This is a genomic window from Cyanobium sp. Aljojuca 7D2 (assembly GCF_024346415.1).
Classification (GTDB): Bacteria; Cyanobacteriota; Cyanobacteriia; order PCC-6307; family Cyanobiaceae; genus Cyanobium_A.
Genome location: NZ_JAGQCX010000006.1, coordinates 103,501 through 127,248, shown reverse-complemented (window position 1 = coordinate 127,248; position 23,748 = coordinate 103,501). Strand labels below are relative to the sequence as shown.

The following is a 23,748-nucleotide window of genomic DNA, read 5'->3' as shown; positions in this document are numbered from 1 at the left end:
CCGCGAGCCGCAGGCCAGAATCAGATCGCTCCAGCCCGGGAGACTGCGTGGTCTGGTTGATTGATCTGGTGCTGCTGCTGGCCGGCCTGGTGCTCTGGAACCGCGCCAGCAACGAAGGTGATGAGGCGTGGTCGTTGTTTCTGCGCAGCATCGCCTTCATCGATCTGGCCTTCATCGCCTTCGGCAATGGCCAGCTGCTGCTGGAGATTCCCCTGCTGGCGGTAGCTCTGGCGCTGCCCTCGGCGGCCAGCCTTGAGCGGCGGCGCTTCTAATCCGGCCATGAACCCCCGCGGCCCCGATCTGATTGAGATGAGCCTGGTGGCTTTGATCCTGGCGCTGATCGTCTATCGACTCACCCTGGCCTGACCTCGCCTTGCAGTCCCTGCTAACCCTGGAGTCGATCACCGTGGCCGGGCGCAGCCAGCCACGCCTGGATGGGGTGTCGCTGCAGCTCGAGCCCGGCGAGCGGGTGGCCCTGTTGGGGCCCAGCGGCGCTGGCAAGAGCACCTTGATTGCGGTGGCCAACGGCCTGCTCGCCCCGGATCAGGGACAGGTGCTGTGGCAGGGGGAGCCACGCGCCCGCAGCAGCCGCGCCCGCCGTCGCCAGCAGGCGCGCATCGGCACCCTCTGGCAGGACCTGCGCCTGATCGAGGAGCTGACGGTGCAGCAGAACCTCAACGCCGCGCGCCTGGCGGTGTGGGGCTGGCCGCGGGCCCTGCTCAACCTGCTGCTGCCCCTGGACACCCCGGCCTGCGCAGCGGTGCTGCAGCGGCTGGATCTGGATCCGGCCCTGCTCAACCAACCGGTGTCGGCGCTCTCAGGCGGCCAGCGGCAGCGGGTGGCCCTGGCCCGGCTGCTGCGCCAGGAGCCGCTGCTGCTGCTGGCCGATGAACCCCTGGCCAGCCTGGATCCGCGCCTGGCTGCCGATCTGCTCACCCTGCTGCTGGAGCTGGCCGGCCCGCCGCGGGGCCTGCTGCTGAGCCTGCACCGCCCCGACCTGCTGACGGGTTTCGATCGGGTGGTGGGGCTGCGGGATGGGCGTCTGGTCTTCGACCAACCCTGCGCCAGCCTGGATCCTGGCCAACTCGAGGCGCTCTACGCCGGCGCTGAACCATGAGGCCCGCTGCGCCCCTGTGGGTGCTGCTGCCCGCCCTGGTGCTGCTGCCGGTGCTGGCCCTGCTGCCCGGGATCAGCCATGGCGGCGGCTGGGAGCTGGTGGGGCAGTTTGCGGCGGCAGCGCTGCAGCCCTCCCTCGATCCGCTGGTGCTGAGGTCGGTGCTGGGTGGCCTGGGTGTGACCGCAGGCATCGCCCTGCTGGGCTGGGCCGGCAGCCTGGTGCTGGGCCTGGGGCTCGGCATCGCCAGCTCCCGGGTGGTTTGGCGCACCTGCATGGGCAATGCCGCCCCGGCCGGCTGGATCCGCCGCCTGCTGACCCTGCCCCGCTCCATTCACGAACTGCTCTGGGGATTGCTGCTGCTGCAGCTGGTGGGCCTGCAACCGGCGGTGGCGGTGGTGGCGATCGCGATTCCCTTCGGAGCCCTGGTGGCCCGGGTGGTCAGCGACCTGCTCGATGCCCTGCCCACTGCCACCCTCGAGGCCCTGCGCTCTGGCGGAGCCCCGGCCCCGGCGGCCCTGCTCACAGCCCTGGGCCCGCCGCTCCTGCCCCAGGTGATCAGCTACAGCGGCTACCGCCTCGAGTGCGCCCTGCGCAGCGCCACCCTGCTGGGGGTGTTCGGCCTGGGGGGCCTGGGCACCGAGCTGCGCCTCACCCTGCAGTCGCTGGCCTTCCGTGAACTGTGGAGCGGCCTGTGGCTGCTTCTGGCGGTGATGCTGCTGCTGGAGGCCCTGCTGGGCTGGCTGCGGCGCCGCTGGGCCATGCCGGCGCGGCTGGGGCTGCGTCAGCGGGCCGTGGGACGGCAGGCGCGCGAGCTGGTGGCCGCGGGCCTGGCCCTGCTGCCGCTGCTGGCGGTGGTGGCCTGGCGGCTGGAGGTAGATCCCGCCGCCTTGTTGCAGTGGCAGGGCCTACCCCCCCTGGGCCCGGCCGACTGGGGTGCCGTGGCCGCCTTGCCCTGGCCAGGCCTGATCGCCAACACCGTGCTGTTAACGGTGCTGGCCGCGGCCCTGGCCGTGGGTCTGGCACCCCTGCTGCTGTTGGTGGTCGCGCCCTGGCCGATTGGGGGCGCTTTGGTGCGCGGGCTCTGGGCCCTGGGCCGGCTGTGGCCGCCACCACTGACCGCCCTGCTGCTGCTGTTTGTGCTCCAGCCCGGGGTGCTCACCGGCGCCCTTGCCCTGGGGTTCCACAACCTCGGCATCCTCGGCCGCTTGCTGCTGGAGGCCGCTGAAACCACTGGCGCACCCCAGCAGCAGGCCCTGCTGGCCGCCGGCAGCGGGCCGCGCCTGGCCTTGCTCTACGGCCGCTTCAGTGGCCTGGCCCGCCCCTACCTGGCCTACGGCGCCTACCGGGCCGACGTGATCCTGCGGGAATCGGTGGTGGTGGGTCTGGTGGGCGCCACCGGTCTGGGCAGCCAGCTGCTCGAGGCCCTCAGTTCGTTTGCCGGCGACCAGCTGCTGGCGCTGGTGCTGGCCTACGCGCTGTTGACGCTGCTGGGGGAAGATCTGAGCGATCGCGCCCGCCTGTGGCTGCTGGAGACCCCCCATGGTGATGGCCATCCCCAGGAAGCTGGTGGCGCTTGGCGATAGCGGTGTGTTCGGCTGGGGCGACCCGCTGGAGGGGGGCTGGTGCGAACGGCTGCGGCGCCATTGGATGGACCTGCCGGGCGGCCCGGTGCTCTACAACCTGGGCGTGCGGGGCGACGGGCTGGAGCGGCTGGCTGCTCGCCTTAGCGGTGAAGTGGGTTGCCGCGGAGAGCTGCGGCGCCAGCAGCCCCAAGGAATCCTGCTGGGGATCGGGCTCAACGACACGGCCCGGGTGGGACGGGCTGATGGCCGGCCCCAGCTCGATGCCGAGGGCTTTTTGTTTGGCCTGCAGCAGCTGCTGCAACAGGCCCGGGCGATCGCCCCAGTGCACGTGATCGGGCTCACCCCGGTGGAGGAGGCCGCCATGCCCTACGCCGACGTGCTCTGGTATTCCCTGGCCGACATCCGCCGCTACGAGGGCCTGCTGGAGGAGGCCTGCCTGGAAGCCGACGTGCCGTTTCTGCCCCTGCTGGAGGGATTGCTGGCCGATCCCGACTGGCCCCAGTGGCTGGGCAGCGATGGCCTGCACCTCAATAGCGACGGCCATCGCCAGGTGTTCGAGCGGGTGCGCACCTGGCCGGCCCTGTTGGCCTGGGCGGATCTGCAGCCCCTCCACGGCCAAACGCCTCTGGCCTGCTGAAGGCAGCGGCGATCCCCCATTCGGGTGAGCGCAAGTCCCCCGCGCGGGGGAACCGACGGTTGGGGCACCGCGGCGACGGTGAAAACACCGACATCTCGCCCTCCATGGCCGCCGCTCCCCAGTCTCTTGCTCCCAAGCCCACCGCATCAACACTCGCCGCATCCGAGCTGCACGTGCGCAACCGCAGCTGGCTCGAAGCCATGGCGGCCAGCCCCGACGCCACCACCCGACTGCTGTGGCGCAATGCCCTGGTGGAGCACAACCTGGCCCTGGTGCGCATGGTGGCCCAGCGCCACAGCCGGCGCAGTGGCCAGCCCTTCGACGACCTGGTGTCGGCCGGAGGCCTGGGGCTGATCCGGGCCGTGGAAGCCTTCGACCTACGCCAGCGCTGCAACTTCAGCAGCTTCGCCGTGCCCTACATCGAAGGGGCCATGCGCCACGACGTGCGCGACCACGGCCAACCGGTGCACACACCGCGTCGGCTGCGGGAACTGCAGCAGCGGGCCCGGCGCCTGCAGGAGCAGCGCCGCGGCCAGGGCCTGGCTCCCCTGCAAACGGCCCAGCTCGCCGAGGAGCTGGGCTGCACCCCGACCCAGCTCCAGGAGGCCGCAGCGGTCCAGCGGGCCCTGCAGGTGCGCAGCCTCGATGCCCCGCTGTCCGGCAGCGATGGTGAGGAGGCTGGCTGCCTGCTGGATCAACTGGCCGCTGGCAGCACCACCCATGACGCCGACAGCGAAGCGGGTTGTGCAACAGGTTGTTCAACAGGCTGGGCAACAGCAGGAACAACACCCCACACCGAACCAGACGCCGACACAGACGCAGAGCAGCAGCTGCAGTGCCGCTGGTTGCACAGCCAGCTCGCCCGCCTCAACCGGCTGGAGCAGCGGCTGCTGGAGGGGCGCTGGATGGAGGGCCTGAGCTGGAGCGAGCTGGCCCTGGAGCTGCGGCTCACCAGCCGCCAGGCCAGGGTCCGGGGGGACGCTCTGCTGGCCTGGCTTCAGGAGGCCGCCGCCAGCACCAGCGGAGCCAGCACCAGCGGAGCCAGCAGCAGCGGAGCCAGTGCCATGGCGAGCAGGGCGGCAATCGCCGTCTGAATCCCATTCACCAGTTCGTTGCTGAGCCAGGCCCAGCGCTGCTGGGCACTGGCGCCGATCAGGCTTTCAATCAGGGTGGCCGCCAGTCCCACCAGGGTGATCAGCAGCCAGACGGCTCCTGGGTTGACGGCACTGGAACTGACCGAACTGGTGCTGACCGAACTGCCAGCCCCCAGGCCGAGCACCAGCATCAGCGCCGCCATCAGGCCGCTGCCCGCGAGGCTGGCGGCGGTGCCCTCGAGGCTGATCGCCCCTTCGGTGCCCGGCGGCACGGGGCGCAGGGAGGTGATCAGCACCGTGTGGCGCCCCCAGCGCTTGCCGATCTCGCTGCCGCAGGTGTCGGCCAACTTGGCTGCGAAGCTGGCGGCAAAGCCGAGCAACAGCAAGGGCTGCCAAGACGGCGGCGCCAACACCGCCGCCATCGCCAGCAGGGCGCCGGTGGCCGCCGAACCCCAGACATTCTCCGGACCCCGGGCCCCACCGCGCCCCTCCGCCAGACCGCGGGCCTGCTTGGTGCGGAAGCCGAGGCGGGTCACCAGGGATCCCAAGGCCAGATAGAGCACCACCGCCAGCCAGCCCCTCAGCCCAAGGCAGCCCCACAGCAGGCTGCCGAGGATGCCGGCGTGCACCCAGCCAGCCCGGGTGAGCAGGGGCAGGCGCTGGGCCACGCCGATCAACAGGGTGTTCAGGGCCAGGGCCACCAACCAGTGGCTCCAGGTCTGGGGGGCCACCAGGACTAGGGCGGGGATCGGCACGGGGCGGCGACGGCGCCATCAAAGTGTGTTGCACAGCGCGACCGGTGGGGCAGCTGGGGAGCCGGGCAGCGGATAATCGGCCTACGACGCTGCTGCCGTGATGGTGTTCAACCGCAAGGACTCCTTCTTCCTGGACCTGGGCAGTGAAGGCGCCGAGCCGGCCAAGGTGGCCATCGCCGAACCCAAAGCCCAGCAACCCAAAACACCACCAGCCAAGTCAGCCGAAGGCCAGAGCGCGCCGGTCACAATCACCGCGGCTACCCCCGCAACGACCCCCGCGCCCAGCCAGGCGTCCCCCAGCGCAGAGGCCGCCGCCGGCAGCAGCCTCACCACGGCCGAAGCCATTGCCGCTGAGCTGCGGGCGGCCCAGGAGGCCCTGCCCCCGCCCAGCAACGCCACCTTTGCCCCCGACTGCCTCAATCCGGCCAACACCCTGCGCAGCCGCCGCCGCCTGGCTGGCGCCAACCTGGCCGGCTTCAAGGACATGGCCTCCGGCATGTTCCGCAACTAGGGCAACCGCTGGGCGCGCCAGTGGCTGAGCAGGGCTGCTGCTGCCACAGCGGCCGTGCTGCAGCGCAGGATCGTGTCGCCCAGGCTCACGGCCTGCCACCCGTGCTCCCGGGCCAGGTCCTCTTCCTGCGACGTCCAACCGCCCTCCGGACCAATCGCCACCGTCAGGGCTCCTGGCAGGCCATCCGGTGTGGAACCGAGAGCTGCCAACGCCTCCGCCAACAGGGGCGTGCTGCTCTGACGCGTCGTGCAGAGCCATCCCCGGGCCGGGCCGCCTGGCGGCGGGGCACCCAGCAGCTCCTGGGCCGTCAGCGATGGGGCCAGCACGGGCTGCCAGAGCCGCTCGCACTGCTCAACCGCCTCCCGCAGGATGGTGCCTGAGCGGCCCGGCTTGAGGGGTTCGGGGTCGACGCTGCGCTCGGCCTGCAGGGGGATCAGCCGGTCGATCCCCAGTTCGCAGACCATGCGCAGCAGCACATCGGCATCCCGCCGGGGCAGGGCCACCGCCAGCTCCAGGCGCACTGCCGGCGGCGGCTCCATCTGCAACGGAGCCGCCAGGGGTTGCTCCAGGTGGGCGCGATCGTTGCCTTGCAACACCGCACTCCAGAGCCGGCCGGCCCCGTCCACCACCGCGAAGTGATCGCCGGGGCGCAACCGCAACACCCGGCTGAGGTAGTGGCCCTCGGCCCGTTCCAGGCTGAGGACCAGGGTGCCCACTCGCTCAGCAGCGGCAGCCAGCCGCTCCGGGGCGATCAGCAGGCGCCGCAGTTCCCGAGCCACGGCGCCCCCTAACTCCAGGCCCTGTTGCCAGACGCGTCTTCGTCCTCATCGTCGGCGTCCTCGTCGGTGTGCTCGTCCTGATCATAGATGAGATCCAGGCCCGCAAACATCGCTTCGGGCTGCTCCTCAATCGGCCAGTCGTCATTGAGGCCGCCGATCAGCAACTCCTCGATCTCCAGCACGTCGTTGTTGAGCTGACCCAGGGCATTGATCAACACATCCAGGGCGAAGGCATCACTGGTGCCCAGGTCCAGCCAACAGCGGGCCCAGTCGTCCTGGTATTCCATCGGGCCCATGTTGTGCATCAGGGCCGGCAAGGCGGACGCGGCCGTCTCATGGCTGTAGGCCATCCAGCCCAGCTCCGCCCCCTCCTCATGGGCCTGAAGGTTTTCAGCGTTGAAGCCGCCCAGCTTGCCCAGGAAGAACCAGCTGTCGAAAGCGGTTTCCAGATAACCCCGCTCCCCTGAGCCCAGGGGATGGGGGAAGCGCATCCAGATCCAGCAATTAAAGGGGTTGAACTCGCGGAAGCGCACCTCCATGGCAGAGGGGGATCGGGGGGAACACTGGCTCCATCAAACACGCCCGGCGGCATGCTGGGTTGATGCTCGAGCTGCGCAACGTCTGCTATCAGCCCGCTACGGCGCAGGAACCGGTGCTCAACGGCGTCAACCTGGCCCTGCCGGTGGGCCGCGCCGTGCTGGTAGCCGGCCGCAGCGGCAGTGGCAAAACGACCCTGTTGGAGGTGATCAGCGGCCTGGCCGAGCCCTCCGCCGGCCAGCTGCTCTGGGAGGGACAGCCCCTCAACGGCCGCCAACGCCGTTGGCTGTGCGGCCTGGTGTTTCAGTTTCCGGAGCGCCATTTCCTCGGCCTCAGCGTGGGCCAGGAGCTCAAGCTCGGCCACCGGCGACTGACGGCCGAGCAGGCCCAGGGCGCCCTGCAGCTGGTGGGGCTGGAGGGCCTCTCGCTGCAGCAGGCGCCGGAGCAGCTCAGCGGCGGCCAGCAGCGGCGGCTCGCCCTGGCGGTGCAGCTGTTGCGCAATCCCCAGGTGCTGCTGCTGGATGAGCCCACCGCCGGCCTCGACTGGGCCGTGCGACGCGAGGTGCTGGAGCTGCTGGCCGCCCTGGCCCAGGAGCGGGCCGTGCTGGTGGTGACCCACGAACCCGAGCTGTTCCGCGGCGTGATCGATGGGGGCTGGAGGCTGGAGGCGGGCCAGCTGACCAGCCTCCAAACCTCCCTCCAAACCAAGCTCCGTACGATGACATCACATCGAAACGGCGAGCCTTGAGCGATCAGCTGCTGCGGGCCACGGCCGCCGGCGGGGGCATCCGGATGGTGGCGGTGAGCACCACCCACACCAGCCGCACCGCCCAGGAGCGCCACGGCCTCTCCTTCCTCACCACGGCCCTGCTGGGCCGTGCCATGACGGCGGGGCTGCTGCTGGCCAGCTCGATGAAGGTGGCCCACGGCCGCGTCAACCTGCGCATCCAGTCGGACGGCCCGCTGCGGGGCCTGATGGTGGATGCGGGCCGCGACGGCAGCGTGCGCGGCTATGTGGGCCATCCCGGCCTGGAGCTGGATCTGGTGAGCGAGCCCGACGGGCTGCATCACTTCGATTTCCGCACCGCCACCGGCACCGGCTATCTCCACGTGGTGCGGGATCTGGGCGAGGGCCAGCCGTTCAGCTCCACCGTGGAGCTAGTGAGCGGTGGCATCGGCGACGATCTGGCCTCCTACCTGCTGCATTCGGAGCAAACCCCCTCGGCCGTGTTCGTGGGTGAGCAGATCGACAGCAGCGGCGTGCGCTGCAGCGGTGGCGTGCTGGTGCAGGTGCTGCCCAAGGCTGCCCGGGAACCGGCCCTGGTGGCCCTGCTGGAGGAGCGCTGCCGCGAGGTGCAGCACTTCAGCCAGCGGCTGGCCGCCTGCGAGGGGCTGCACAGCCTGCTGGAGGACATCTTCCCCGACCTCGATCCCCAACCCCTCGACGACCGTGCGGCGTGCACGCCGGTGCGGTTCCACTGCCCCTGCAGCCGCGAGCGCAGCGTCGGGGCCCTCAAGCTGCTGGGCCATAACGAACTCAGCGCCATGCTGGCCGAAGACGGCAAGGCCGAACTCACCTGTCACTTCTGCAGCGCGGTGTACGAGGTGGGTGGAGGCGAGCTCCAGGAGCTGATCAACGAGCTCACCCCCGCCTGATGGCAGGGAGCAGCAGCTGGGCCGTGGCCTGGTAGATCCGGTCCTGCAACAGCGAGAGGATCGACAGACCCGGGACCATCTCGCCGGTGCCATCCAGCAGGCGAATGATCAGGTTCAGATGCTGCAGGGCAGAGCGGGTGTCCGGATCGCGCAGGTCAACCTGCCAGGGCCGATGCAGGTCGAGCAGGGCTCGCTCCAGGCTGAGGGCGCGATCCTGCTCCACCAGATAACGCGCCAAGAGGGGGCGATTGAGGTTGTAGGCAATGCCAACGTGAGGGTGCGTGCGCACCTTCATCGCCTCTCCCGGCAGATACATGAGCGTGCGGCCCGCTTCAGCCGAAAACGAACGACCACCAATGCGGTAGTCGATCCGGCCGAGCTGCAGAAACGCCACCACGGCCTCGTGGTGGTCATCCACCAGGGCAGCCGTGGGCGTGCAGGCCATCGCCGTGAGGCCGATGTCACCCACCAACCGCAGGGCCGAGCGCTGGGCCAGCGTCACGCGGTTGGCGCAGGGCTCGAGCCGACGCAGGTTCATCGCCAGGGAGAGCCTCTCGTGCAGCTCATCCAGGATGTCGAACAGCTGGGCCTCGCCATTGCCGAACGGCAACTGGGGGGCAACCACCCAAGACCCTGAATCCACTCCTGGGCCCAGGCCGTGCATGGCGCTCAGCTGCGCTCGTTACCGATCAGCAGGGCCCCCAGCAGCAACAGCAGCAGAGCTGGCAGGCTCTGGACCTGCAGGGGCGTCAGAGGCAGGCCGAGGGGCAGGCTGGTGGAGAGGGCGCCGGCCAGAATCGCTCCCACCAACAGGCCCAGGCAGAGCAGGCCAAAGCCCCAGCCCACAGCCGCCAGAAAGCGGCGATTCCGCCACTGCAGGTTGATCACCGTCATGGCGGTGGCCAGGGCTAGCACCAAATCCGGGGGGCAACCCGGAGCCAATAGCAGCAGGAGCAGCAACACCCCGGAGGTCGCCAGCGGGAACCACCGCTCCCGACCACTGGCCAAGGCGAGACCCGGCAATTTGAGCTGGGGCGCTGCCATCCGAGGCAGGGGAAGCTGGGGCAGGGCCGGTACCGCCAGCTTCGGCGGTGGCGGGGCCAATTGTTCGCGCTGGGAGGCGGATTTGGCGGCACTGCTGACGCGGCCCTGTTGACGCTCCTTGAGCCGCTCCATCAACACAGCGTCGTAAGCCGCCTCAATGCGGGAACGGGCCATCGTGTCGTCGCCCACCTCCTCAAGGCGGGCCAGCTTGGCGGCCTGCACCGCATCAAAACTGGCATCAGACGGAACACCCAATCGCTCATAGGGGCCCGAGGGGTCGGCCGCCGGAGAGGGCTGATCGGAGCGTTGGGTCATGACGAGCCGCGCCGCGGCACCAGGGAGATCGCAGGACGTTGCCTGGACTAGAGCGTATCGAGACTTGGCTAAAAAAGGGGCTCACTGCAGCGGAAACCCGCTTCGAGCTGCAAACGGCGGCGGCAGTGTTCCGCCTCTTCTGCACCGAGGCGCTTGCGGTGCTTGAGCAGGGGCAACTGGGGGGGAAGGTGGCTCCCCTCCCGCATCTCCACGGTGGTCGCACCGATGGGTCCCTGGGCGGGCAGGAAACTCACGTAATCGCAGCCCCCGTCCGGGCGGGGACGCACCAGCCAGAGCGGCTTGGGCATCGCTGTGATGGTTTGTTACGCACCAGTCTGGCGCGCTCCTTGGCTGGCCGTGGACCCAGTTGCCCCTAGAGCGCGATCGGCTCCACCCCACTCACCACCGGCGCCACGGCGCTCAACTCCAGCTCGGGATGCTCCTCCACCAGCTGATTGAGGTTCCAGTCGTTTTTGAACAGCAGCACCGGCCGGTTCCAGGCGTCGCGCACGGTTTTGCAGTTGAAGATCCGCCCCACCTTCTCCAGCGCGCTCCAGCCGCCCACCACCCAGCGGGCCACCGCAAAACCCAGGGGCTCCAGGCGCGTCTGCACGCCGTATTCATGCTCGAGGCGGTATTGCACCACCTCGAGCTGCAGCTGGCCTACCGCCGCCAGGATCGGATCGCGCTTGCTCTCGTCGGTGTCGTAGAGGATCTGCACCGCTCCCTCCTCCCGCAGCTCGTTCACCCCCTTGCGGAAGCTCTTGAAGGCCGAAGGGTTGGGGTTGCGCAGCCAGGCGAAGATCTCAGGGCTGAAGCAGGGAATGCCCTCGTATTCCACCTTGGGGCCCAGATAGAGAGTGTCGCCGATGGCGAACATGCCCGGGTTGTTGAGGCCGATCACATCACCCGGGTAGGCGTCCTCCACCACCTCGCGGTCCTGGCCGAACAGCTTCTGTGGGCGCGACAGACGGATGGCCTTGCCGGTGCGGGCGTGCTGCACCGTCATGTCCTTTTCAAACTTGCCGGAGCACACCCGCACAAACGCCACCCGGTCGCGGTGGCGAGGATCCATGTTGGCCTGCAGCTTGAACACAAAACCGCTGAAACCCGACGCCACCGGCTCAATTTCACCGGCGCTGCTGGCGCGGGCGATGGGTTTTTGGGCCAGCTCCAGAAAGGCATCGAGAAACGGCCGCACGCCGAAGTTGGTCATGGCCGAGCCGAAAAACACGGGGCTGAGCTCACCGGCATGCACCAGCTCCAGGTCGAGGTCGGCACCAGCCCCCTCCAGCAACTCCAGTTCCTCCAGGGCCTGAGCCAGCAGTTCCGGCTCCACGGCACCTGAGTCGCGGGCCTCCTGCACCGACAGCACCTTTTCCTCGCTCTGGCGTCCCCGCTCGGCCCGCTCAAACAGGATCACGTCATGGCTGCGCCGGTCGATCACACCGCGGAAGCGGTCGCCGCTGCCGATCGGCCAGTTCACCGGCCAGCAGGCCAGGCCCAGCTCCTGCTCGATCTCATCGAGGAGCTCCAGGGGCTCGCGCCCCGGCCGGTCCATCTTGTTGATGAAGGTGAAGATCGGGATGCGCCGCATGCGGCACACCTCAAACAACTTGCGGGTCTGGGGCTCAAGACCCTTGGCCGCGTCCTCGAGCATCACTGCGTTGTCGGCGGCCGCCAGGGTGCGGTAGGTGTCTTCTGAGAAGTCCTGGTGGCCGGGGGTGTCCAGCAGGTTGATCGTGCTGCCCGAGTAGTCGAATTGCAGCACGGTGGAGGTGATCGAGATGCCGCGCTGTTTCTCCAGCTCCATCCAGTCGGAGGTCACCTTGCGCTGCTCCCCCTTGGCCTTCACGGCGCCGGCCTGCTGAATCGCGCCCCCGTAGAGCAGCAGCTTCTCGGTGAGGGTGGTCTTGCCCGCGTCCGGGTGGGAAATGATTGCGAAATTGCGGCGCCGGGCCACGGCCTCGGCCAAGGCCGCCAGTTCGGGAGAGCTCGTCATGGGGTCAGCCTGCCAGGCCATTCACGCGATGCGCCCCCACACCTCCAGGTAGCGCTCCTGCCGCGGCGCCACCTGCAGCTGTCCCGCCAATCCCGCCTGCTCAAGTTGCCCCACCACCTCCTCAGGCGTGAAGGCGGCATGCAGGGACGCCCGGTAGTCGTGGCGCAACACCTCCGGGGCACCGCCCATCTGCTCGGCCACCAAGGCGTCCACCGCCGCCGGGCTGGCGGGGCGGCGCAGATCCTGCACAACCACAAAAGCCCCTGGTGCTGCCAGCTGGGCCACGGCCCGCCAAAGCCCCCCCGGATCGTGCAGATGGTGCAACAGGCTGTTGCTCACCACCGCCGAGAAGGACGCGGCCAGGGGCCCCGGGTCGGCCAGGGGCAGCAACGCCTGCTGAAACTGCAGCCGCCCTGCCAGCCCAGGCTCAGCCGCAAGCCGCTCCTGGGCCAGGGCCAGCATCCGCGGCGCGCCGTCGAGTCCGAGCACGCGCGCCAGCGGCCAGCGCCGAGCCAGGCGAAGGCTGATGTTGCCGGGGCCGCAGCCCAGATCCACCAGCCGCCCGCCGGGATCACCGCCGCAGAGCGCCGATAAGCGATCCAGCATCGCTTGGTCGGAGGCGTCGAAATCGGCAGCGCCATAGGCCTGCACCTGGTCGGCCCCATCCATCAATTCCGGCTCGGGAATCCGCTGCATCGGCACACCACACCTGTCTCGCCAGTCTGGGGGCGCCGGCGGAGCCTCGCACTGTTGCTGGTGTCAACGGTGTCTTGCACACCCCACCGGTGGCGTTATGGTTCGGCACACCATCAGGCCGTACCACCTGTGACCCTCTCCGCCACGCCCCCAACAGCCGCCAGTGCTGAGAAGGCCTTTGCCGCCCCCAGCGGCAGACCGGCGGGCGAGGCCCAAGACTTTCCAGCTACCGCTCCTGCGGCCAATCCGGTCTTCTATCGCACCTACAGCCGCAAAACCGAGACTGGCCGGGAAAGCTGGTATCAAGTGGCCGAGCGCAACCTGGGCGGACTGCGCCGCCTGGGTGATCTGAACGATGCGGAAGTCGACCTGCTGCGCCGCATGCAGCAGCAGCAGAAGGCCCTGCCCTCCGGCCGCTGGCTGTGGATCGGTGGCACTGAATGGATCGAGCGCAGCGAAAATTTCTCCGGGGCCTACAACTGCACCTCCACCAATCTGGTGGACTGGGAAGCCTTCGGGCTGATGATGGACCTGGCGATGATGGGCTGCGGCACCGGCGCCATCATTGAGCCGCACCTGATCAACCGGCTGCCGGCGGTGCGCAATCGCCTCACCGTGACCGGTGTGACGGACATCGGTGCCACCCCAGCGGGCCAGCGCCAGGACCACACCACCCACACCATCGAGGGCAACCGGGTGGCGATCAAGGTGGGCGACACCCGCCGCGGCTGGGTGGACAGCTACCAGTTGCTGCTCAACCTCTGCAGCGACCAGCGCTTCGACGCCAACAGCCCGATTGAGATCGCCGTCGATCTCTCCGATGTGCGCCCAGTCGGCGAAACCCTGAAGGGTTTCGGCGGCATGGCCAACCCGGTGAAGCTGAAGGATCTCTACGGCCGGGTGGCCCAGATCCTCAACAAGGCCCAGGGCCGCCAGCTCACCTCGGTGGAGTGCTGCCTGCTGATCGATGAGGCCGCCGTCACGATCGTGGCCGGCAACATCCGCCGCAGCGCCGGCATGCGCCAGTTCAGCGCCGAAGACAACTCCGCCGCCGGCGCCAAAGAGAACCTCTGGCAGCAGGACAGCGAGGGCAACTGGAGCATCGATCCGGAGCGCGATGCCCTGCGCATGGCCAACCACACCCGTGTCTTCCACAGCCGCCCCTCACGGGAGACGGTGCTGGAGGCCGTCAACAAACAGTTCCAGAGCGGAGAGGGCGCGATCCAGTTCGCGCCTGAGGCCATTGCCCGCTCCAACGCCGACCTGCTGACCACCCCCGAACTCCGCACGGAGTTCATCGGCATCTACTGCGACCAGGGCCGGGAGCAAGCCGGCCGCTGGCTCACCACCCACCACCCCGACATCAGCGCCGCTGAGCTGGAGCACCGCCTGGGGCGCTACGGCCTCAACCCCTGCGGCGAAATCCTCGGCGCCGACTTCCACTGCAACCTGGCCGAAATCCACCTCAACCAGATCGATCCAGCCGACCTGGTCGCCCAGGAGGAGGCCTTCCGCGCCGCCGGCCTGGCCGTGGCCTGCCTGCTCAACCACCGCTTCGAGGTGGAGCGCTACCGCCAGAGCCGCGCCTGGGACCCGATCGTGGGCGTGAGCTTCACCGGTCTGTTCGACTTCTTCGTGCACGCCTTCGGCACCCCCTGGCTGCAGTGGTGGGAAGCGGGGCGCCCTAACACGGACGCGGGCCTGGCCTTCAAGGCCAAGGAGTCCGAATTCCTCAGCCGCTGGAAGGAGATCGTCAACGAGGCGGTGTGGGATTACTGCGATCGCCACGGCCTGCGCCGCCCCAACCGCTGCACCACCGTGCAGCCGGCCGGCACCAAGAGCCTGCTCACCGGCGCCTCCCCCGGCTGGCACCCCCCCAAGGCCCAGCGCTTCATCCGCCGCATCACCTTCCGCAAGAACGATCCGGTGGCGCTGGCCTGCATGGACTACGGCTACACGATCGTGCCGAGCCAGAGCGACAAAGACGAGCAGGGCCGCCTGCTGGACGATCCGTTCGATCCCCGCTGCACCGAGTGGCTGGTGGAGATCCCCACGGAAGTGAGCTGGGCCAACATCCCCGGTGCCGACGCGGTGGAGATCAACAACTTCTCCGCCCTTGCCCAGTTCGACTTCTACATGCAGGTGCAGAAGCACTACACAGCCCACAACACCAGTGCCACGGTGGAGTTCCGCGAAAATGAGATCGAACCTCTGGCCGATGCCATCCACCAGGCGATCGACAACGGCGAGGGCTACATCTCCGCGGCCCTGCTAGCCCGGTTTGATGCCAACGCCACCTTCCCGCGGCTGCCGTTTGAGCCGATCGACCACGCCACCTACCTGCGCCTCAATGCCGAGGTGGCAGCGCGGCGGCGCACCGATTGCTTCTTCGAAGCCCTGCAGCGCTACGACCGCGGCGAATTGGTGGAAGCCGGTCCGGCCGGCTGCGACTCCGACAAGTGCCTGCTGCCCCTGGCCAAGCCCAGCAACAACTGAGCGAGTCCAGACTTCCCACCATGGGAAGATAGAAAGAGGTGCGGCAGCAGCCGCACCTTGCACCTGGAGAGGTGGTCGAGTGGTTGATGGCTCCGGTCTTGAAAACCGGCGTGCCGAAAGGCACCGTGGGTTCGAATCCCACCCTCTCCGTTCACCAGAACCCTTCCACTGACTAGGTTTTAAGCCTCAGACCCCAGCTCCAGAAGGAGCCTTCCAGAAGGGCCAACTAGGCAAACCGATTAGGCAAAAAAGACCGGATCAGCCACGATTAGGCAAATCACTAGGCAAATCCGGTGCCTGCCTCTGACCCCTGGCTACGACGCCAGATCGAAGCCCTCAAGCTGCGCGGTTTGGCCGTCACCCTTGAGCTTGTTGGCTCACGTCTGAGGCTCCGAGCCTCCATGCCTGCCAAGCCTGGCGAGCCCCCGGACACCCTTTGGCGGCAGCAGCGAATCTCGACTGGGCTGGACTACCCGGCTCGGGCCACGGAAGCGGTGGAGCTAGCCGAAACCCTCGGCCGGGCATTGGAGAGAGCTCGTCTAGAAATCGAACCCTTTGACTGGTCGCCGTGGGAGCGGACGGGACGCAGGGGCATGCAATCCCCGAATGCCCCCTTCAAGGCGTCCATTTCCGGCGCCAGGGCGCTGGGACAGACCAGGAAATATTGGGAAGCAAAAGGAACCAGGGGCCGTTCGGCGGAGGACTCCTGGGAGGTTGACTACCGCCAGCCCTTGACGGCCGTTGCTCTGTCCGCTGCCGCGCTGAGAAACAAGACTTCAGGAGCACGCCCCGTCTAGGTGACAACAGAAACCCCCCGGGGTGAGTGGGGGGTTCTGGAGCAGCCGGGCAAGGGGAGGCTGGCGCTCATGCCGGCACCTGCATCGCTGGCGCCTAGGCCTCACTCTGAAAGCAACTAAGAAGCAAGGCAGCCGTGCGCAACAAACGCTCACAGCCTGCTGCTGCTGTTCTCAGCTCACTCCTCCTCGTCAGCACCACCGCTGGGAATCAGCTTGATCTGCTTGCGGCCGAGCTTGATCTCGAACTCATCGCCAGGCTTGAGATCCAGCATGGCGGTGTAGGCCTTGCCGACCAGCAGGTTGCCGTTGCCCTGGACGGTGGCGATGTAGCTGAGCGAACGACCGCCTTTGCCCCGCCCCTTGCCGCCACCATCGGTGCCAAGGCTGACGCCTTTGGCGCCGAGCAGGGCTTCATAAAAAGCAGTGAAGTTCAGTCGCTCGGAGCCATCCTTTTTGGTGCTCACATAGCCGCACTCGCGCACGAGCTCCGACTTGGAGACATCGCCAAGCTCTTTGACTTTGGCGAGCAGTTCCGAACCGGTGAGCATGGGAATAAGTTTTGATCTTCTGAATTCTATCTACCTCTCCGTGAATGTCCACAGGCATAATCCGTAATCTTTGGCAAGTGCAGTTTCTTCAGCGGTTGAGATGCTGCATCTGCCAAGTGACGATTGTGCCCACTGGGCTCCAGAGCAAGTAGGGAATCAACAGCAGTACCGCTGGCAGGGATTGCGGAGCCACCACCACCGCCAGTGCCATGCCCCAAACCCAGCCCGCTAGGCCAATGACGGTGCCGTTGGCCTTGAAGCTCTTGCGGGAGGACTATTGGCCAGCTCGTCTGTAGGCACTCAGTTCTGCCTGTTGAGCGGCAGAATCCTCACCCGTGAGCGGCGTTCATCAGCCACCACGAGCGCCCCTTGTTCCATCTCGGCCGCGTAAGTCCGGAGTAGTGACAGCACCAGTGCGCCGATCGCCTCAGGCAAGACGTTCAAACAGCGCACCTGCAGGACGCTGGGACCATCAGCCCGGCTGAGCGCCAGCATTGTTCCGAAGTCCAGGTCATGGGTGAAAACGGCGTAGTTGTTGGCAACAGCCCACTCCATCAAGGCCGTATCCGGTGCGCGCGGATCTCCCACATCTGACCAGTGCACCGCCTTATGACCGGCGCCCTGAAGAAGCGGGATCCATTCGGTCGAAAGGTTCATGTCGACCAGGATCCTGGCCATTAGTTCAGGACCAGGGCCTCTTCTCGCTCTTCCATGCGCCAGGCGGCGTAAGCAAGAGCCTCGTCGATATCAGCCGCTTCCAACAGCGGGTAGGCCTGCAGAATTCGTTCATGGCTGTTGCCACTGGCGACCAGTCCCACGACCGTGCCGACCGTGATGCGCAGCCCACGAATGCAGGGCTTGCCTCCCATCACGGCGGGATCGTGACTGATGCGCGGGAAGGCCATGGGCCAATCGTAGGGAGACAAAGGCGTTTAAGCCGCTGCCTGGCGCTGATCTCCTGAGCGCACCTCTCGGTGCGACACCAAAAAGGCTTCAATCCAATCGCGGTGCAGGCGTTGGCAGATCCGATCAGCGATTGAGGGCGCATCCGCAGGCACCTGAAAGCGCTTGCGGAAGGCCTTGGTGAATCCCTCGAGAGCAGGCTTCGGGAGGCCGCGCACGGTGGAGAGGATGGTCTGGATGGTGGCGGGATCCAGGGGCTCAAGGCCCATCTCCACACCCGGTTCAGGGCCTGCGCTCTCCTGCTGCTGCCGGAGTGGTTGCGCCTGCCGCATGGACGCTGCAGAGCTGGTGACCTCCCGCTGCTGTTTGTCGTAGAGCGCCAACCCAAAGGGATTACCAAAGGTCATCAGGGCGCGCTTCATGGCATCGGTCTCGGCCTCCTTGATCGCCGATTCATGGGCCTGACCCAGGTCGGCGTCGATGCCGTGGCCGGCGCCGCTGCCCTCGCGGATCACCTCTCCCACGCGGATGCGGACGCGGGCGGTGTAGGTGACGCCCCAGCCGGCGCGGTTGCTGCTGCCCAGGGTCCGTTCGCGCTCAGCGACGCACGTCACGGCGATGGTTTCGCGCTGCCAGCCGTCAAAGCCAAAGATGCGGTTGGCTTCCGCAATGGCCTGCCATCCCTCCATGTAAGAGAGGGACCGGCCGGCCTGGCTGCGGGTCTGAACTTTGGACCGCTGTTGAGGGCTTTGCTCCAGCCTCGTTTATGCGGATCCAGCATTTGATGCACAAACGCCTCAATCTGCATCAACCCTATTGGCCTCTATCAAGCCAAGCTGGGCAAGCGTCATCACAAATGGTCATGCACTACGGCACCACTGAGATGAACCACAGCGCATTTTAGAGCACCCAAACGGTTATCGGTGACCTTGCCCCACGCCACCTACGAGCAGTTGGTGCAAAAAAGTGGCTGGGAGGGTCGCTCGATCAGCAACCTTGCTGCTTTTTTGCTGGAAAACGCGCTGAAACCATCGAGCTTCTGAGCCGCAACGCCTCAACAGCCAGCTGCTGGGGAGGAGGAGATCGCCTGAGCCCGTTCAGCAACCGTAAGCCCAGGCAACTCAGCTGAGCGATCGGCGCTGGCCCGGTTCAACTCGCGCTCCAAGTTGAGAATGCGCTTCTCATGCAGGCAGTATTTACAACCACCCGTGGTATGGAGATGCTTCTCAGGGGTGATGGAGATCTCCTTTACCGGATGGCTGGTGCAGCGAATCTTGATCGGCGTCTTGTAGCTCTTGTAAACAATGGCCGAGTAGTCGTATTGATCGCCAAACCGAGAACGCGCCCGTTCCAGAAAGAGCTCTCGACTGATTGGGTTCCCCATGGCCAGGCCCCGATCGCATCAGTCAGGAGGCCAAAGGTTACGGGGGATCAAGCCTGCACCGCCCAGGCCTTCACAGTGCGTGATCCAGTGAAAAAGGGGTGGATTCGAGGCCACAACGGAGCTCCTCCCTACGGTGCCATTGAGCGCCATGAAGGGAGTGGTGATCAGGCAGGGAGGAATCCCTGCTTTTTTATGGGATCCCGGTGCGAATCTGGAACACCATTGCCCCACCGTCTGCCGCCCATGGCCCCCGAGTCTCCCCAGCGTCCAGCCTGGTTGAACTGGCTGTTCCTGCTGGCCTTCCTGTGGAGCTCTTACCAACTGGCGGGGCTGTGGTTCCAGCGGCTGCACAGCTGACATCAATGGTTGGGGGCGAAGAAGGCCTTGTTGCGCGCCTCGAGGACTGGGCCCCCGGATCAACGGCGGGGCGAGGGCTGGGGCAAAAAGGCCCGCACCAGACGGATCAGTCCCGCCGCCACCAGGCCCAGGGCCGCGATGGCGACCAGCACCAGCAGCACCACGGCCAGCAACTGCAGCAAACCCCAGAGTGCCTGCTGCACCCCTCCGATCAGGTTGGCCAAGGCGGTGCTGAGCACCAGGAACGTGTCGAAGCGCTCGGGCAACTGCAAGAGGACGATCAGCAAGCCCACCCCGGCTGCCCCCAACAGCAGGGCAATGCCGACCTGTCGCCAGCGCACTGGCCGGCGGCGGCGGCGAAACACCCGCCGCGTCGAAGTGCCGGTGGCCGGAAGCTGCAGGGCACGGCGGCGGGGAGACGTCATACCTCGAGGGCGTAGCCGGCACCGCGCATCCAGCGCTCAAATTCCATCAACACCAGCTCGTTGGGGCAATCGATCAATGAGAGATCAGCCACGGTGCAATCCCCCTGACCGCCGTGGTGCAGCGACAGGCGGAAATCATCGCCGCTGAGTCCACAGACCTCCGGATCGCTGCGCACCACCACATCCAGGGACGCTCCAAGCCGCGCCACCCGGATCCGCAGTTCCGACCAGGTCATCGCCGCCATGGGCTCATTGTCACTCAGTGTGGCCAGCCGACCGGCAACGTCAAGGGGAGGGGGTGGCACCCCGGGCCGGCTGGCTGGACTCCGGCCGGCCCGGTGCGGCGGCGGGCTTGGGCTCGGGGATCAGCAAACCCAGGCCCGAGGCGAGGGCCAGGGCCAACAGACCGCCCAGCGGCGCCGCCAGGCGCTGGGCGAGGGGGCGCCGCTCCAGCAGTTCGCGGGCCCGCAGGGGCACCGGAGCGGGCAACTCCAGGGGCAGCTGCAGGCGCGAGTCGAGCCGCAGCTGATCGAGCACCCGCACCAGATCGGCCAGCTCAGCGTCATCGAGGGCGAGCTGGAGGGGCGGTGTATCGGGCTGGCTGCTGCGCAACAGCAGGCTGTGGCCCCCCTCCGGAGCAGGGCCGATCTCCACAGGCTGGGGCTCGGCACCGAAGCGCCGCGGCACGCCGCTGATCAGGTAGCGGGCATAGGGCAACACCACCTGCATCAGCGCCAACAGGTGCTCTTTGCGGCCTTCCAGCTCGGGGCGCCCCGCCCACTGCAAGGACCAGCCCGTGATGATGCCGAGAGCAGCACCGCTCTGGCCCACCGACACATCCGGCAGGCCCTCCACCTTGAGACGGCAGCTGAGTTGGTCGAACTGCAGGATTTGCTTCATGGGTTGACCTGCTTCATGACTGGGCATCGAGGAGGCTGGCCCGCAAGCGCTCAAAGCCGCCCACACCGGACCCCAGCGACAGGGCCTGCACCAGCAGCCGGGCCTGGCGGGCGCCGGCTTCCGGATCCAGCAACAGTTGCACGCCGCTGCGGCGGGGGTTCATCCGCTCGCGAATCAGTTCGGCCAGGCGACCGCGAAACAGGGCCCAGCGCTGGCTCAGCACCTCGGGCGGCTCGGCCGTGGAGAGCAGGCCGCGCAGCAAGGGGTAGAGGCGATCGGCGAGGGCGCAGAGGATGCGGATCAGGGCATCGGTTTCCGCTGGCTCCAGCGCACCGCGGAGGGTGGTGCGGCGCAGGGGATTGGTGCAGCGACGCTTCCACAGCTCCACCCGGTTGGGGAAGAGGCTGGTGAAACCCATCTGCTCACTCATCCACACCATCGCCTCCCCGCCATTGAGGTCGAGGGCCTCCACGCTGAGCAAGAGCAGATCGAGGCGTTCCAGGCCCCGGCGGGGAAGCTGGGCGCTGGGTTCCGGCGCGGTTGGGTCCTGGGGCATGGCTGCGATGATGCCAGCAAGTGCACCCACCCGTCACGTCCATGGCTCCAGACCTGCGGGAACTCGTGCGGGATGTACCTGATTTTCCCAAGCCCGGCATCCTGTTTCGCGACCTCACACCGCTGATGCGCGACCCGGACGGCTGGCAGGAGGTGATCCGCCAGCTCACCGCCGTGTGCGAGCGGCTGCAGCCCGACTTGATCGTGGGCATCGAATCGCGCGGCTTCATCGTGGGCACCGCCCTGGCCACGGCCGTGCGGCTGGGCTTTGTGCCGGTGCGCAAGCCGGGCAAGCTACCCGGCACCGTGACCGGCGTCGACTACGCCCTGGAATACGGCAGCGACCGCCTGGAGATCCACAGCGATGCCCTCGCCGATGGCTCCAAGGTGCTGATCATCGACGACCTGCTGGCCACAGGCGGCACCGCGGCGGCCTGCGCCGAACTGGTGGCCGCTGCGGGCGGCCAGCTGTGCGGTTTTGGCTTTGTGGCCGAGTTGGCGGCCCTGGAGGGACGGCGCAAGCTGCCCGACGATCAGCCGGTGGAGTCGCTAATCATCTACAGGTGAGCTGAACTGAGCTGAGCTGGAAAGCTGAGGCGGTCGCGCCCTAGGGGTTGGCGTCCTGCCAGGCCAGCAGGGCATCGAACTGCTCGAGGCTGATCAGGCCAAAGCGCCAGAGCACCACCGGCAGGGGTGCCTGCTCCTGTTGGGCCTGGCGCAGGCCCAGGGCCAGGGCGCTGTCACTCAGGCCGAACTGATGGCGCAGCAGCCGCACCAGGGCTGGCGACGGCGGCGGCTGGGCGGTGGTGCTGATCACCATGGGCAGCTCAGCAGGGGATCGGAGGCTGGGAGCGCCTCCATGCTGATCAGCGCCGCAGCAGCTGGCAAGGGCCGTGGGTCATGGCTGCCAGGCTCAGCTGCCGCAGGGGCGCCAGGCGGGCCAGCAGGAGCAGGGCAAACCGGCGCAGGAGCAGGAGCAGTGGCGCGCGGTTGGAGAAGACACGCACCAGCAGGTCGGTAGCCACCAGGGTGAGCAACAGATCCGGCCAGCGGCGGCGCCCGTAGGCCGCTGGCAGCCGCTCCACCGCCAGCCGGCCGGCACGCACCCGCCGGGCCAAACGATGCAGCTGGGCCACGTCGCGCCAGCACAGATTCAGCCCCTGGCCGCCCACCGGATGGCACCGGTGACCGCTCTCCCCCACCAGCACCGTGCGGCCGCGGTGTAGCCGGCGGGCCAGCAACAGCGACACCGGGAACGCACGAGGGTCGTCGAGCAGAGCATCGGGTTGGAGCTGATCCGGCAGGGCCCCGGCGAGGGCATCGAGAAAGGCGGCATCACCCAGGCTCTCGAGCTGACGGCAACGCGGCGCCGGCGCACTCCACACCAGCTGAAACTGCCCCGCCCCCAGCGGCAACACCGCAAACGGACCCTCCGGACGCAGCAGCTCCCAGGCCTGGTCGTCGGCGCTGCCGCGCAGCTGCACCAGGGCCGTGAGGCAGCTCTGGCGGTAGGGCCACTGGAGCACCCCGATGCCGAGGGCGTCGCGGCTGGGGGAATGGGGCCCATCGGCGGCCACGATCAGGTCAGCCACGCTCAGATCTGCCGCGCTCCGATCAGCCGCGCTCCGATCAGCCGCGCTCCGATCAGGCGGGTGCGCAGGATCCGCTGTTGCCCCCGCCCCCAGTTTCAGGCTGATGGCTGGGTGGGCGGCCAGGCGCTCCAGCAGCACGCCGAGCAGGGGACGGTGCTGGGCCACCCAACCCACCGCCGCTCCAGGGGCGGCCGCCAGGCGCGGGCCCAGATCCGCCAGGCCAAAGGGAACCTGCTGGTTGATGGCCAGATCCAGCAGCTCCAGGGAGCGGAACGGCACCATGGCCGCCGCAAGCCCCTCCCATAGCCCCAGCTGGGCAAGCAGGCGCTGGCTGGAGTGGGTGAAGGCGTAAGCCCGGTTGCGCTCCAGCAGGCTGGCGGCAGGCAGGGGATCGCTGAGCACCACCTGCCAGCCGGCGTCCGCCAGGGCGAGGGCCGCCAGGGCTCCGGTGGGTCCCGCCCCGTTCACCTGGGCCCGCAACACCGAATTGGAAGGAACCATGGCGGGAGGCAACGCAGCCCGGGGCAGGGGCACAAAAAAGCCGCAGCAAGTGTGCTGCGGCGATGGCTCAGCAGGAGCCTCAGCCGATGCCGAGCAGACCGCGGGTGAAGGACTCACCGCCCAGGGCGAATTCGGTGGCGAGCAGGGCGATGAAGCCGAGCATGGCCATGCGGCCGTTGAGCATTTCGGCGCGCTCGTGGAAGCCCCAGCCGCTCTCGGTGGACACCACTTCCATGCGGGGCTCGGTAGCAAAGGCGTTGAGGCGGCCGCCGTCTTCGGTGGTGACGGTGGCGCCGCGGATGGTGGCGGCTTCGATGGAGGGGGTGGATTGGGTCACGAGGAACCTCTGGCGTGGCGGTGAGCGAATTGTAACGCAATATTGCAGCCTGTAACGGATCCCGCGCTCGTGGTGGCGGGCGAGCCGGGGTGCCCGCCGCGAGAAGCCTGTCCCATGGGCGATTTCGGTTTGTTCAACAGGCTGTTGAACAACGTCCGGCTTCCAAAAGCAGCCAACACGCTGCCTGCCAACACGTCCAACGCAACGCCAGGCGGCGCCAGCCCAGC

32 protein-coding genes and 1 tRNA gene are annotated in these 23,748 nt (G+C 67.8%); 12 read left to right on the top strand and 21 right to left on the bottom strand.

The genetic code is table 11. From position 1 onward, the window contains the following. Nucleotides 1–47 precede the first annotated feature (47 nt). From KBY57_RS08160 to KBY57_RS08140, 5 genes are all read left to right on the top strand, one after another. The gene (locus tag KBY57_RS08160; RefSeq protein ID WP_254995368.1) at nucleotides 48–272 is read left to right on the top strand and encodes a hypothetical protein; all 225 of its coding nucleotides are present in this window, start codon (nucleotides 48–50) and stop codon (nucleotides 270–272) included. A gap of 101 nt (nucleotides 273–373) precedes the next feature. Continuing rightward, nucleotides 374–1,117 (top strand): ATP-binding cassette domain-containing protein, encoded by a 744-nt coding sequence (locus KBY57_RS08155; RefSeq protein ID WP_254995367.1) that lies wholly within the window; start codon nucleotides 374–376, stop codon nucleotides 1,115–1,117. Then, nucleotides 1,114–2,700: an ABC transporter permease subunit gene (locus KBY57_RS08150; protein ID WP_254995366.1), complete on the top strand. Its 1,587-nt coding sequence runs from the start codon at nucleotides 1,114–1,116 to the stop codon at nucleotides 2,698–2,700. Before KBY57_RS08155 ends, KBY57_RS08150 begins: the two co-directional genes overlap by 4 nt. Then, the gene (locus KBY57_RS08145) at nucleotides 2,657–3,337 is read left to right on the top strand and encodes a GDSL-type esterase/lipase family protein (protein ID WP_254995365.1); all 681 of its coding nucleotides are present in this window, start codon (nucleotides 2,657–2,659) and stop codon (nucleotides 3,335–3,337) included. The genes KBY57_RS08150 and KBY57_RS08145 overlap by 44 nt, the downstream gene beginning before the upstream one ends. Nucleotides 3,338–3,441: 104 nt before the next feature. Beyond that, nucleotides 3,442–4,431, top strand: coding sequence for a sigma-70 family RNA polymerase sigma factor (locus tag KBY57_RS08140; protein ID WP_254995364.1), 990 nt, complete (start codon nucleotides 3,442–3,444; stop codon nucleotides 4,429–4,431). Here the strand turns inward: KBY57_RS08140 and KBY57_RS08135 are convergent. Then, the gene (locus KBY57_RS08135; protein WP_254995363.1) at nucleotides 4,335–5,186 is read right to left on the bottom strand and encodes a DUF92 domain-containing protein; all 852 of its coding nucleotides are present in this window, start codon (nucleotides 5,184–5,186) and stop codon (nucleotides 4,335–4,337) included. The two genes, KBY57_RS08140 and KBY57_RS08135, sit on opposite strands and share 97 nt — an antisense overlap. 100 nt (nucleotides 5,187–5,286) lie before the next feature. Between KBY57_RS08135 and KBY57_RS08130 the strand changes: the two genes are divergently transcribed. Continuing rightward, nucleotides 5,287–5,697, top strand: coding sequence for a hypothetical protein (locus KBY57_RS08130; protein ID WP_254995362.1), 411 nt, complete (start codon nucleotides 5,287–5,289; stop codon nucleotides 5,695–5,697). Here KBY57_RS08130 and KBY57_RS08125 read toward each other — a convergent pair. Together KBY57_RS08125 and KBY57_RS08120 are read right to left on the bottom strand one after the other, a co-directional pair. Continuing rightward, on the bottom strand, nucleotides 5,694–6,476 hold the full coding sequence (locus KBY57_RS08125; RefSeq protein WP_254995361.1) for a 16S rRNA (uracil(1498)-N(3))-methyltransferase: 783 nt from the start codon (nucleotides 6,474–6,476) through the stop codon (nucleotides 5,694–5,696). The genes KBY57_RS08130 and KBY57_RS08125 overlap by 4 nt on opposite strands. Nucleotides 6,477–6,484: 8 nt before the next feature. Continuing rightward, complete coding sequence (locus KBY57_RS08120; RefSeq protein WP_315859788.1) at nucleotides 6,485–7,015, bottom strand: DUF3531 family protein; 531 nt, start codon at nucleotides 7,013–7,015, stop codon at nucleotides 6,485–6,487. A 62-nt stretch (nucleotides 7,016–7,077) separates the two neighbouring features. On the opposite strand from KBY57_RS08120, the gene KBY57_RS08115 reads away from it, so the two are divergent. After that, nucleotides 7,078–7,761 carry an ABC transporter ATP-binding protein gene (locus KBY57_RS08115; protein WP_254995360.1) on the top strand — a complete coding sequence of 228 codons (684 nt, stop codon included), beginning with the start codon at nucleotides 7,078–7,080 and terminating at the stop codon, nucleotides 7,759–7,761. Then, complete coding sequence (gene hslO / locus KBY57_RS08110; RefSeq protein WP_254995359.1) at nucleotides 7,758–8,669, top strand: Hsp33 family molecular chaperone HslO; 912 nt, start codon at nucleotides 7,758–7,760, stop codon at nucleotides 8,667–8,669. The genes KBY57_RS08115 and hslO overlap by 4 nt, the downstream gene beginning before the upstream one ends. On the opposite strand, the gene KBY57_RS08105 is transcribed toward hslO, so the two are convergent. The 5 genes from KBY57_RS08105 to KBY57_RS08085 form a co-directional block, all read right to left on the bottom strand. After that, nucleotides 8,656–9,333 carry a hypothetical protein gene (locus tag KBY57_RS08105; RefSeq protein WP_254995358.1) on the bottom strand — a complete coding sequence of 226 codons (678 nt, stop codon included), beginning with the start codon at nucleotides 9,331–9,333 and terminating at the stop codon, nucleotides 8,656–8,658. The genes hslO and KBY57_RS08105 overlap by 14 nt on opposite strands. Nucleotides 9,334–9,338: 5 nt before the next feature. Further along, nucleotides 9,339–10,028, bottom strand: a complete 690-nt coding sequence (locus KBY57_RS08100) for a CPP1-like family protein (protein WP_254995357.1) — start codon at nucleotides 10,026–10,028, stop codon at nucleotides 9,339–9,341. A gap of 68 nt (nucleotides 10,029–10,096) precedes the next feature. After that, the gene (locus KBY57_RS08095; RefSeq protein ID WP_094559320.1) at nucleotides 10,097–10,336 is read right to left on the bottom strand and encodes a hypothetical protein; all 240 of its coding nucleotides are present in this window, start codon (nucleotides 10,334–10,336) and stop codon (nucleotides 10,097–10,099) included. A gap of 65 nt (nucleotides 10,337–10,401) precedes the next feature. Beyond that, nucleotides 10,402–12,030, bottom strand: coding sequence for a peptide chain release factor 3 (locus KBY57_RS08090; RefSeq protein ID WP_254995356.1), 1,629 nt, complete (start codon nucleotides 12,028–12,030; stop codon nucleotides 10,402–10,404). Nucleotides 12,031–12,051: 21 nt separating this feature from the next. Further along, nucleotides 12,052–12,726, bottom strand: coding sequence for a class I SAM-dependent methyltransferase (locus KBY57_RS08085; protein ID WP_254995355.1), 675 nt, complete (start codon nucleotides 12,724–12,726; stop codon nucleotides 12,052–12,054). Nucleotides 12,727–12,855: 129 nt separating this feature from the next. Here KBY57_RS08085 and nrdJ point away from each other — a divergent pair, with 129 nt between their 5' ends. Together nrdJ and KBY57_RS08075 are read left to right on the top strand one after the other, a co-directional pair. Then, nucleotides 12,856–15,222, top strand: a complete 2,367-nt coding sequence (gene nrdJ / locus KBY57_RS08080) for a ribonucleoside-triphosphate reductase, adenosylcobalamin-dependent (protein ID WP_254995354.1) — start codon at nucleotides 12,856–12,858, stop codon at nucleotides 15,220–15,222. Nucleotides 15,223–15,287: 65 nt separating this feature from the next. Then, nucleotides 15,288–15,372, top strand: a tRNA-Ser gene (locus KBY57_RS08075). A gap of 823 nt (nucleotides 15,373–16,195) precedes the next feature. On the opposite strand, the gene KBY57_RS08070 is transcribed toward KBY57_RS08075, so the two are convergent. The 5 genes from KBY57_RS08070 to KBY57_RS08050 form a co-directional block, all read right to left on the bottom strand. Beyond that, the gene (locus KBY57_RS08070) at nucleotides 16,196–16,567 is read right to left on the bottom strand and encodes an AbrB family transcriptional regulator (RefSeq protein WP_254995353.1); all 372 of its coding nucleotides are present in this window, start codon (nucleotides 16,565–16,567) and stop codon (nucleotides 16,196–16,198) included. 88 nt (nucleotides 16,568–16,655) lie between these two features. Beyond that, the gene (locus KBY57_RS08065; RefSeq protein ID WP_254995402.1) at nucleotides 16,656–16,805 is read right to left on the bottom strand and encodes a tryptophan-rich sensory protein; all 150 of its coding nucleotides are present in this window, start codon (nucleotides 16,803–16,805) and stop codon (nucleotides 16,656–16,658) included. Nucleotides 16,806–16,867: 62 nt separating this feature from the next. Further along, nucleotides 16,868–17,245, bottom strand: a complete 378-nt coding sequence (locus KBY57_RS08060) for a DUF5615 family PIN-like protein (protein WP_254995352.1) — start codon at nucleotides 17,243–17,245, stop codon at nucleotides 16,868–16,870. After that, nucleotides 17,245–17,472: a DUF433 domain-containing protein gene (locus tag KBY57_RS08055; RefSeq protein ID WP_254995351.1), complete on the bottom strand. Its 228-nt coding sequence runs from the start codon at nucleotides 17,470–17,472 to the stop codon at nucleotides 17,245–17,247. The genes KBY57_RS08060 and KBY57_RS08055 overlap by 1 nt, the downstream gene beginning before the upstream one ends. Before the next feature lie 27 nt (nucleotides 17,473–17,499). Continuing rightward, nucleotides 17,500–18,228, bottom strand: coding sequence for an RAD52 family DNA repair protein (locus KBY57_RS08050; protein WP_254995401.1), 729 nt, complete (start codon nucleotides 18,226–18,228; stop codon nucleotides 17,500–17,502). Nucleotides 18,229–18,393: 165 nt separating this feature from the next. Between KBY57_RS08050 and KBY57_RS08045 the strand changes: the two genes are divergently transcribed. Next, the gene (locus KBY57_RS08045) at nucleotides 18,394–18,513 is read left to right on the top strand and encodes a ribbon-helix-helix domain-containing protein (RefSeq protein WP_254995350.1); all 120 of its coding nucleotides are present in this window, start codon (nucleotides 18,394–18,396) and stop codon (nucleotides 18,511–18,513) included. An 11-nt stretch (nucleotides 18,514–18,524) separates the two neighbouring features. On the opposite strand, the gene KBY57_RS08040 is transcribed toward KBY57_RS08045, so the two are convergent. The 5 genes from KBY57_RS08040 to KBY57_RS08020 all read right to left on the bottom strand — a co-directional run bounded on the left by KBY57_RS08040 (nucleotide 18,525) and on the right by KBY57_RS08020 (nucleotide 21,092). Next, nucleotides 18,525–18,854, bottom strand: coding sequence for a hypothetical protein (locus KBY57_RS08040; protein WP_254995349.1), 330 nt, complete (start codon nucleotides 18,852–18,854; stop codon nucleotides 18,525–18,527). A 416-nt stretch (nucleotides 18,855–19,270) separates the two neighbouring features. Then, a complete protein-coding gene (locus KBY57_RS08035; RefSeq protein ID WP_254995348.1) occupies nucleotides 19,271–19,636 on the bottom strand; it encodes a hypothetical protein in 366 nt (121 codons plus the stop codon). Then, nucleotides 19,633–19,881, bottom strand: a complete 249-nt coding sequence (locus tag KBY57_RS08030; protein ID WP_254995347.1) for a hypothetical protein — start codon at nucleotides 19,879–19,881, stop codon at nucleotides 19,633–19,635. Before KBY57_RS08030 ends, KBY57_RS08035 begins: the two co-directional genes overlap by 4 nt. Nucleotides 19,882–19,921: 40 nt before the next feature. Continuing rightward, complete coding sequence (locus KBY57_RS08025; RefSeq protein ID WP_254995346.1) at nucleotides 19,922–20,536, bottom strand: DUF4335 domain-containing protein; 615 nt, start codon at nucleotides 20,534–20,536, stop codon at nucleotides 19,922–19,924. 13 nt (nucleotides 20,537–20,549) lie between these two features. Then, nucleotides 20,550–21,092: a DUF3038 domain-containing protein gene (locus tag KBY57_RS08020; protein ID WP_254995345.1), complete on the bottom strand. Its 543-nt coding sequence runs from the start codon at nucleotides 21,090–21,092 to the stop codon at nucleotides 20,550–20,552. A gap of 41 nt (nucleotides 21,093–21,133) precedes the next feature. Here KBY57_RS08020 and KBY57_RS08015 point away from each other — a divergent pair, with 41 nt between their 5' ends. Beyond that, on the top strand, nucleotides 21,134–21,658 hold the full coding sequence (locus tag KBY57_RS08015; protein ID WP_254995344.1) for an adenine phosphoribosyltransferase: 525 nt from the start codon (nucleotides 21,134–21,136) through the stop codon (nucleotides 21,656–21,658). A 40-nt stretch (nucleotides 21,659–21,698) separates the two neighbouring features. Here the strand turns inward: KBY57_RS08015 and KBY57_RS08010 are convergent, their stop codons facing one another. From KBY57_RS08010 to KBY57_RS08000, 3 genes are all read right to left on the bottom strand, one after another. Further along, the gene (locus tag KBY57_RS08010) at nucleotides 21,699–21,911 is read right to left on the bottom strand and encodes a DUF2949 domain-containing protein (RefSeq protein ID WP_254995343.1); all 213 of its coding nucleotides are present in this window, start codon (nucleotides 21,909–21,911) and stop codon (nucleotides 21,699–21,701) included. Between the two features lie 46 nt (nucleotides 21,912–21,957). Then, nucleotides 21,958–23,184 (bottom strand): FAD-dependent monooxygenase, encoded by a 1,227-nt coding sequence (locus tag KBY57_RS08005; protein WP_254995342.1) that lies wholly within the window; start codon nucleotides 23,182–23,184, stop codon nucleotides 21,958–21,960. A gap of 79 nt (nucleotides 23,185–23,263) precedes the next feature. Continuing rightward, complete coding sequence (locus KBY57_RS08000; protein ID WP_254995341.1) at nucleotides 23,264–23,521, bottom strand: chlorophyll a/b-binding protein; 258 nt, start codon at nucleotides 23,519–23,521, stop codon at nucleotides 23,264–23,266. Nucleotides 23,522–23,748 lie beyond the last annotated feature (227 nt).

Excerpts from the sequence above, each read along its gene's own strand:
- KBY57_RS08095 (WP_094559320.1), bottom strand. The coding sequence starts at position 10,336 with ATGCCCAAGCCGCTCTGGCTGGTGCGTCCCCGCCCGGACGGGGGCTGC.
- KBY57_RS08030 (WP_254995347.1), bottom strand. The coding sequence starts at position 19,881 with ATGGCGGCGATGACCTGGTCGGAACTGCGGATCCGGGTGGCGCGGCTT.
- KBY57_RS08120 (WP_315859788.1), bottom strand. The coding sequence starts at position 7,015 with ATGGAGGTGCGCTTCCGCGAGTTCAACCCCTTTAATTGCTGGATCTGG.
- KBY57_RS08040 (WP_254995349.1), bottom strand. The coding sequence starts at position 18,854 with ATGGGGAACCCAATCAGTCGAGAGCTCTTTCTGGAACGGGCGCGTTCT.
- KBY57_RS08025 (WP_254995346.1), bottom strand. The coding sequence starts at position 20,536 with ATGAAGCAAATCCTGCAGTTCGACCAACTCAGCTGCCGTCTCAAGGTG.
- KBY57_RS08150 (WP_254995366.1), top strand. The coding sequence starts at position 1,114 with ATGAGGCCCGCTGCGCCCCTGTGGGTGCTGCTGCCCGCCCTGGTGCTG.
- KBY57_RS08100 (WP_254995357.1), bottom strand. The coding sequence starts at position 10,028 with ATGACCCAACGCTCCGATCAGCCCTCTCCGGCGGCCGACCCCTCGGGC.
- KBY57_RS08130 (WP_254995362.1), top strand. The coding sequence starts at position 5,287 with ATGGTGTTCAACCGCAAGGACTCCTTCTTCCTGGACCTGGGCAGTGAA.
- KBY57_RS08035 (WP_254995348.1), bottom strand. The coding sequence starts at position 19,636 with ATGACGTCTCCCCGCCGCCGTGCCCTGCAGCTTCCGGCCACCGGCACT.
- KBY57_RS08140 (WP_254995364.1), top strand. The coding sequence starts at position 3,442 with ATGGCCGCCGCTCCCCAGTCTCTTGCTCCCAAGCCCACCGCATCAACA.
- KBY57_RS08055 (WP_254995351.1), bottom strand. The coding sequence starts at position 17,472 with ATGGCCTTCCCGCGCATCAGTCACGATCCCGCCGTGATGGGAGGCAAG.
- KBY57_RS08060 (WP_254995352.1), bottom strand. The coding sequence starts at position 17,245 with ATGGCCAGGATCCTGGTCGACATGAACCTTTCGACCGAATGGATCCCG.
- KBY57_RS08090 (WP_254995356.1), bottom strand. The coding sequence starts at position 12,030 with ATGACGAGCTCTCCCGAACTGGCGGCCTTGGCCGAGGCCGTGGCCCGG.
- KBY57_RS08085 (WP_254995355.1), bottom strand. The coding sequence starts at position 12,726 with ATGCAGCGGATTCCCGAGCCGGAATTGATGGATGGGGCCGACCAGGTG.
- KBY57_RS08105 (WP_254995358.1), bottom strand. The coding sequence starts at position 9,333 with ATGCACGGCCTGGGCCCAGGAGTGGATTCAGGGTCTTGGGTGGTTGCC.
- KBY57_RS08020 (WP_254995345.1), bottom strand. The coding sequence starts at position 21,092 with ATGCCCCAGGACCCAACCGCGCCGGAACCCAGCGCCCAGCTTCCCCGC.
- KBY57_RS08010 (WP_254995343.1), bottom strand. The coding sequence starts at position 21,911 with ATGGTGATCAGCACCACCGCCCAGCCGCCGCCGTCGCCAGCCCTGGTG.
- KBY57_RS08005 (WP_254995342.1), bottom strand. The coding sequence starts at position 23,184 with ATGGTTCCTTCCAATTCGGTGTTGCGGGCCCAGGTGAACGGGGCGGGA.
- KBY57_RS08145 (WP_254995365.1), top strand. The coding sequence starts at position 2,657 with ATGGTGATGGCCATCCCCAGGAAGCTGGTGGCGCTTGGCGATAGCGGT.
- KBY57_RS08070 (WP_254995353.1), bottom strand. The coding sequence starts at position 16,567 with ATGCTCACCGGTTCGGAACTGCTCGCCAAAGTCAAAGAGCTTGGCGAT.
- KBY57_RS08115 (WP_254995360.1), top strand. The coding sequence starts at position 7,078 with ATGCTCGAGCTGCGCAACGTCTGCTATCAGCCCGCTACGGCGCAGGAA.
- KBY57_RS08015 (WP_254995344.1), top strand. The coding sequence starts at position 21,134 with ATGGCTCCAGACCTGCGGGAACTCGTGCGGGATGTACCTGATTTTCCC.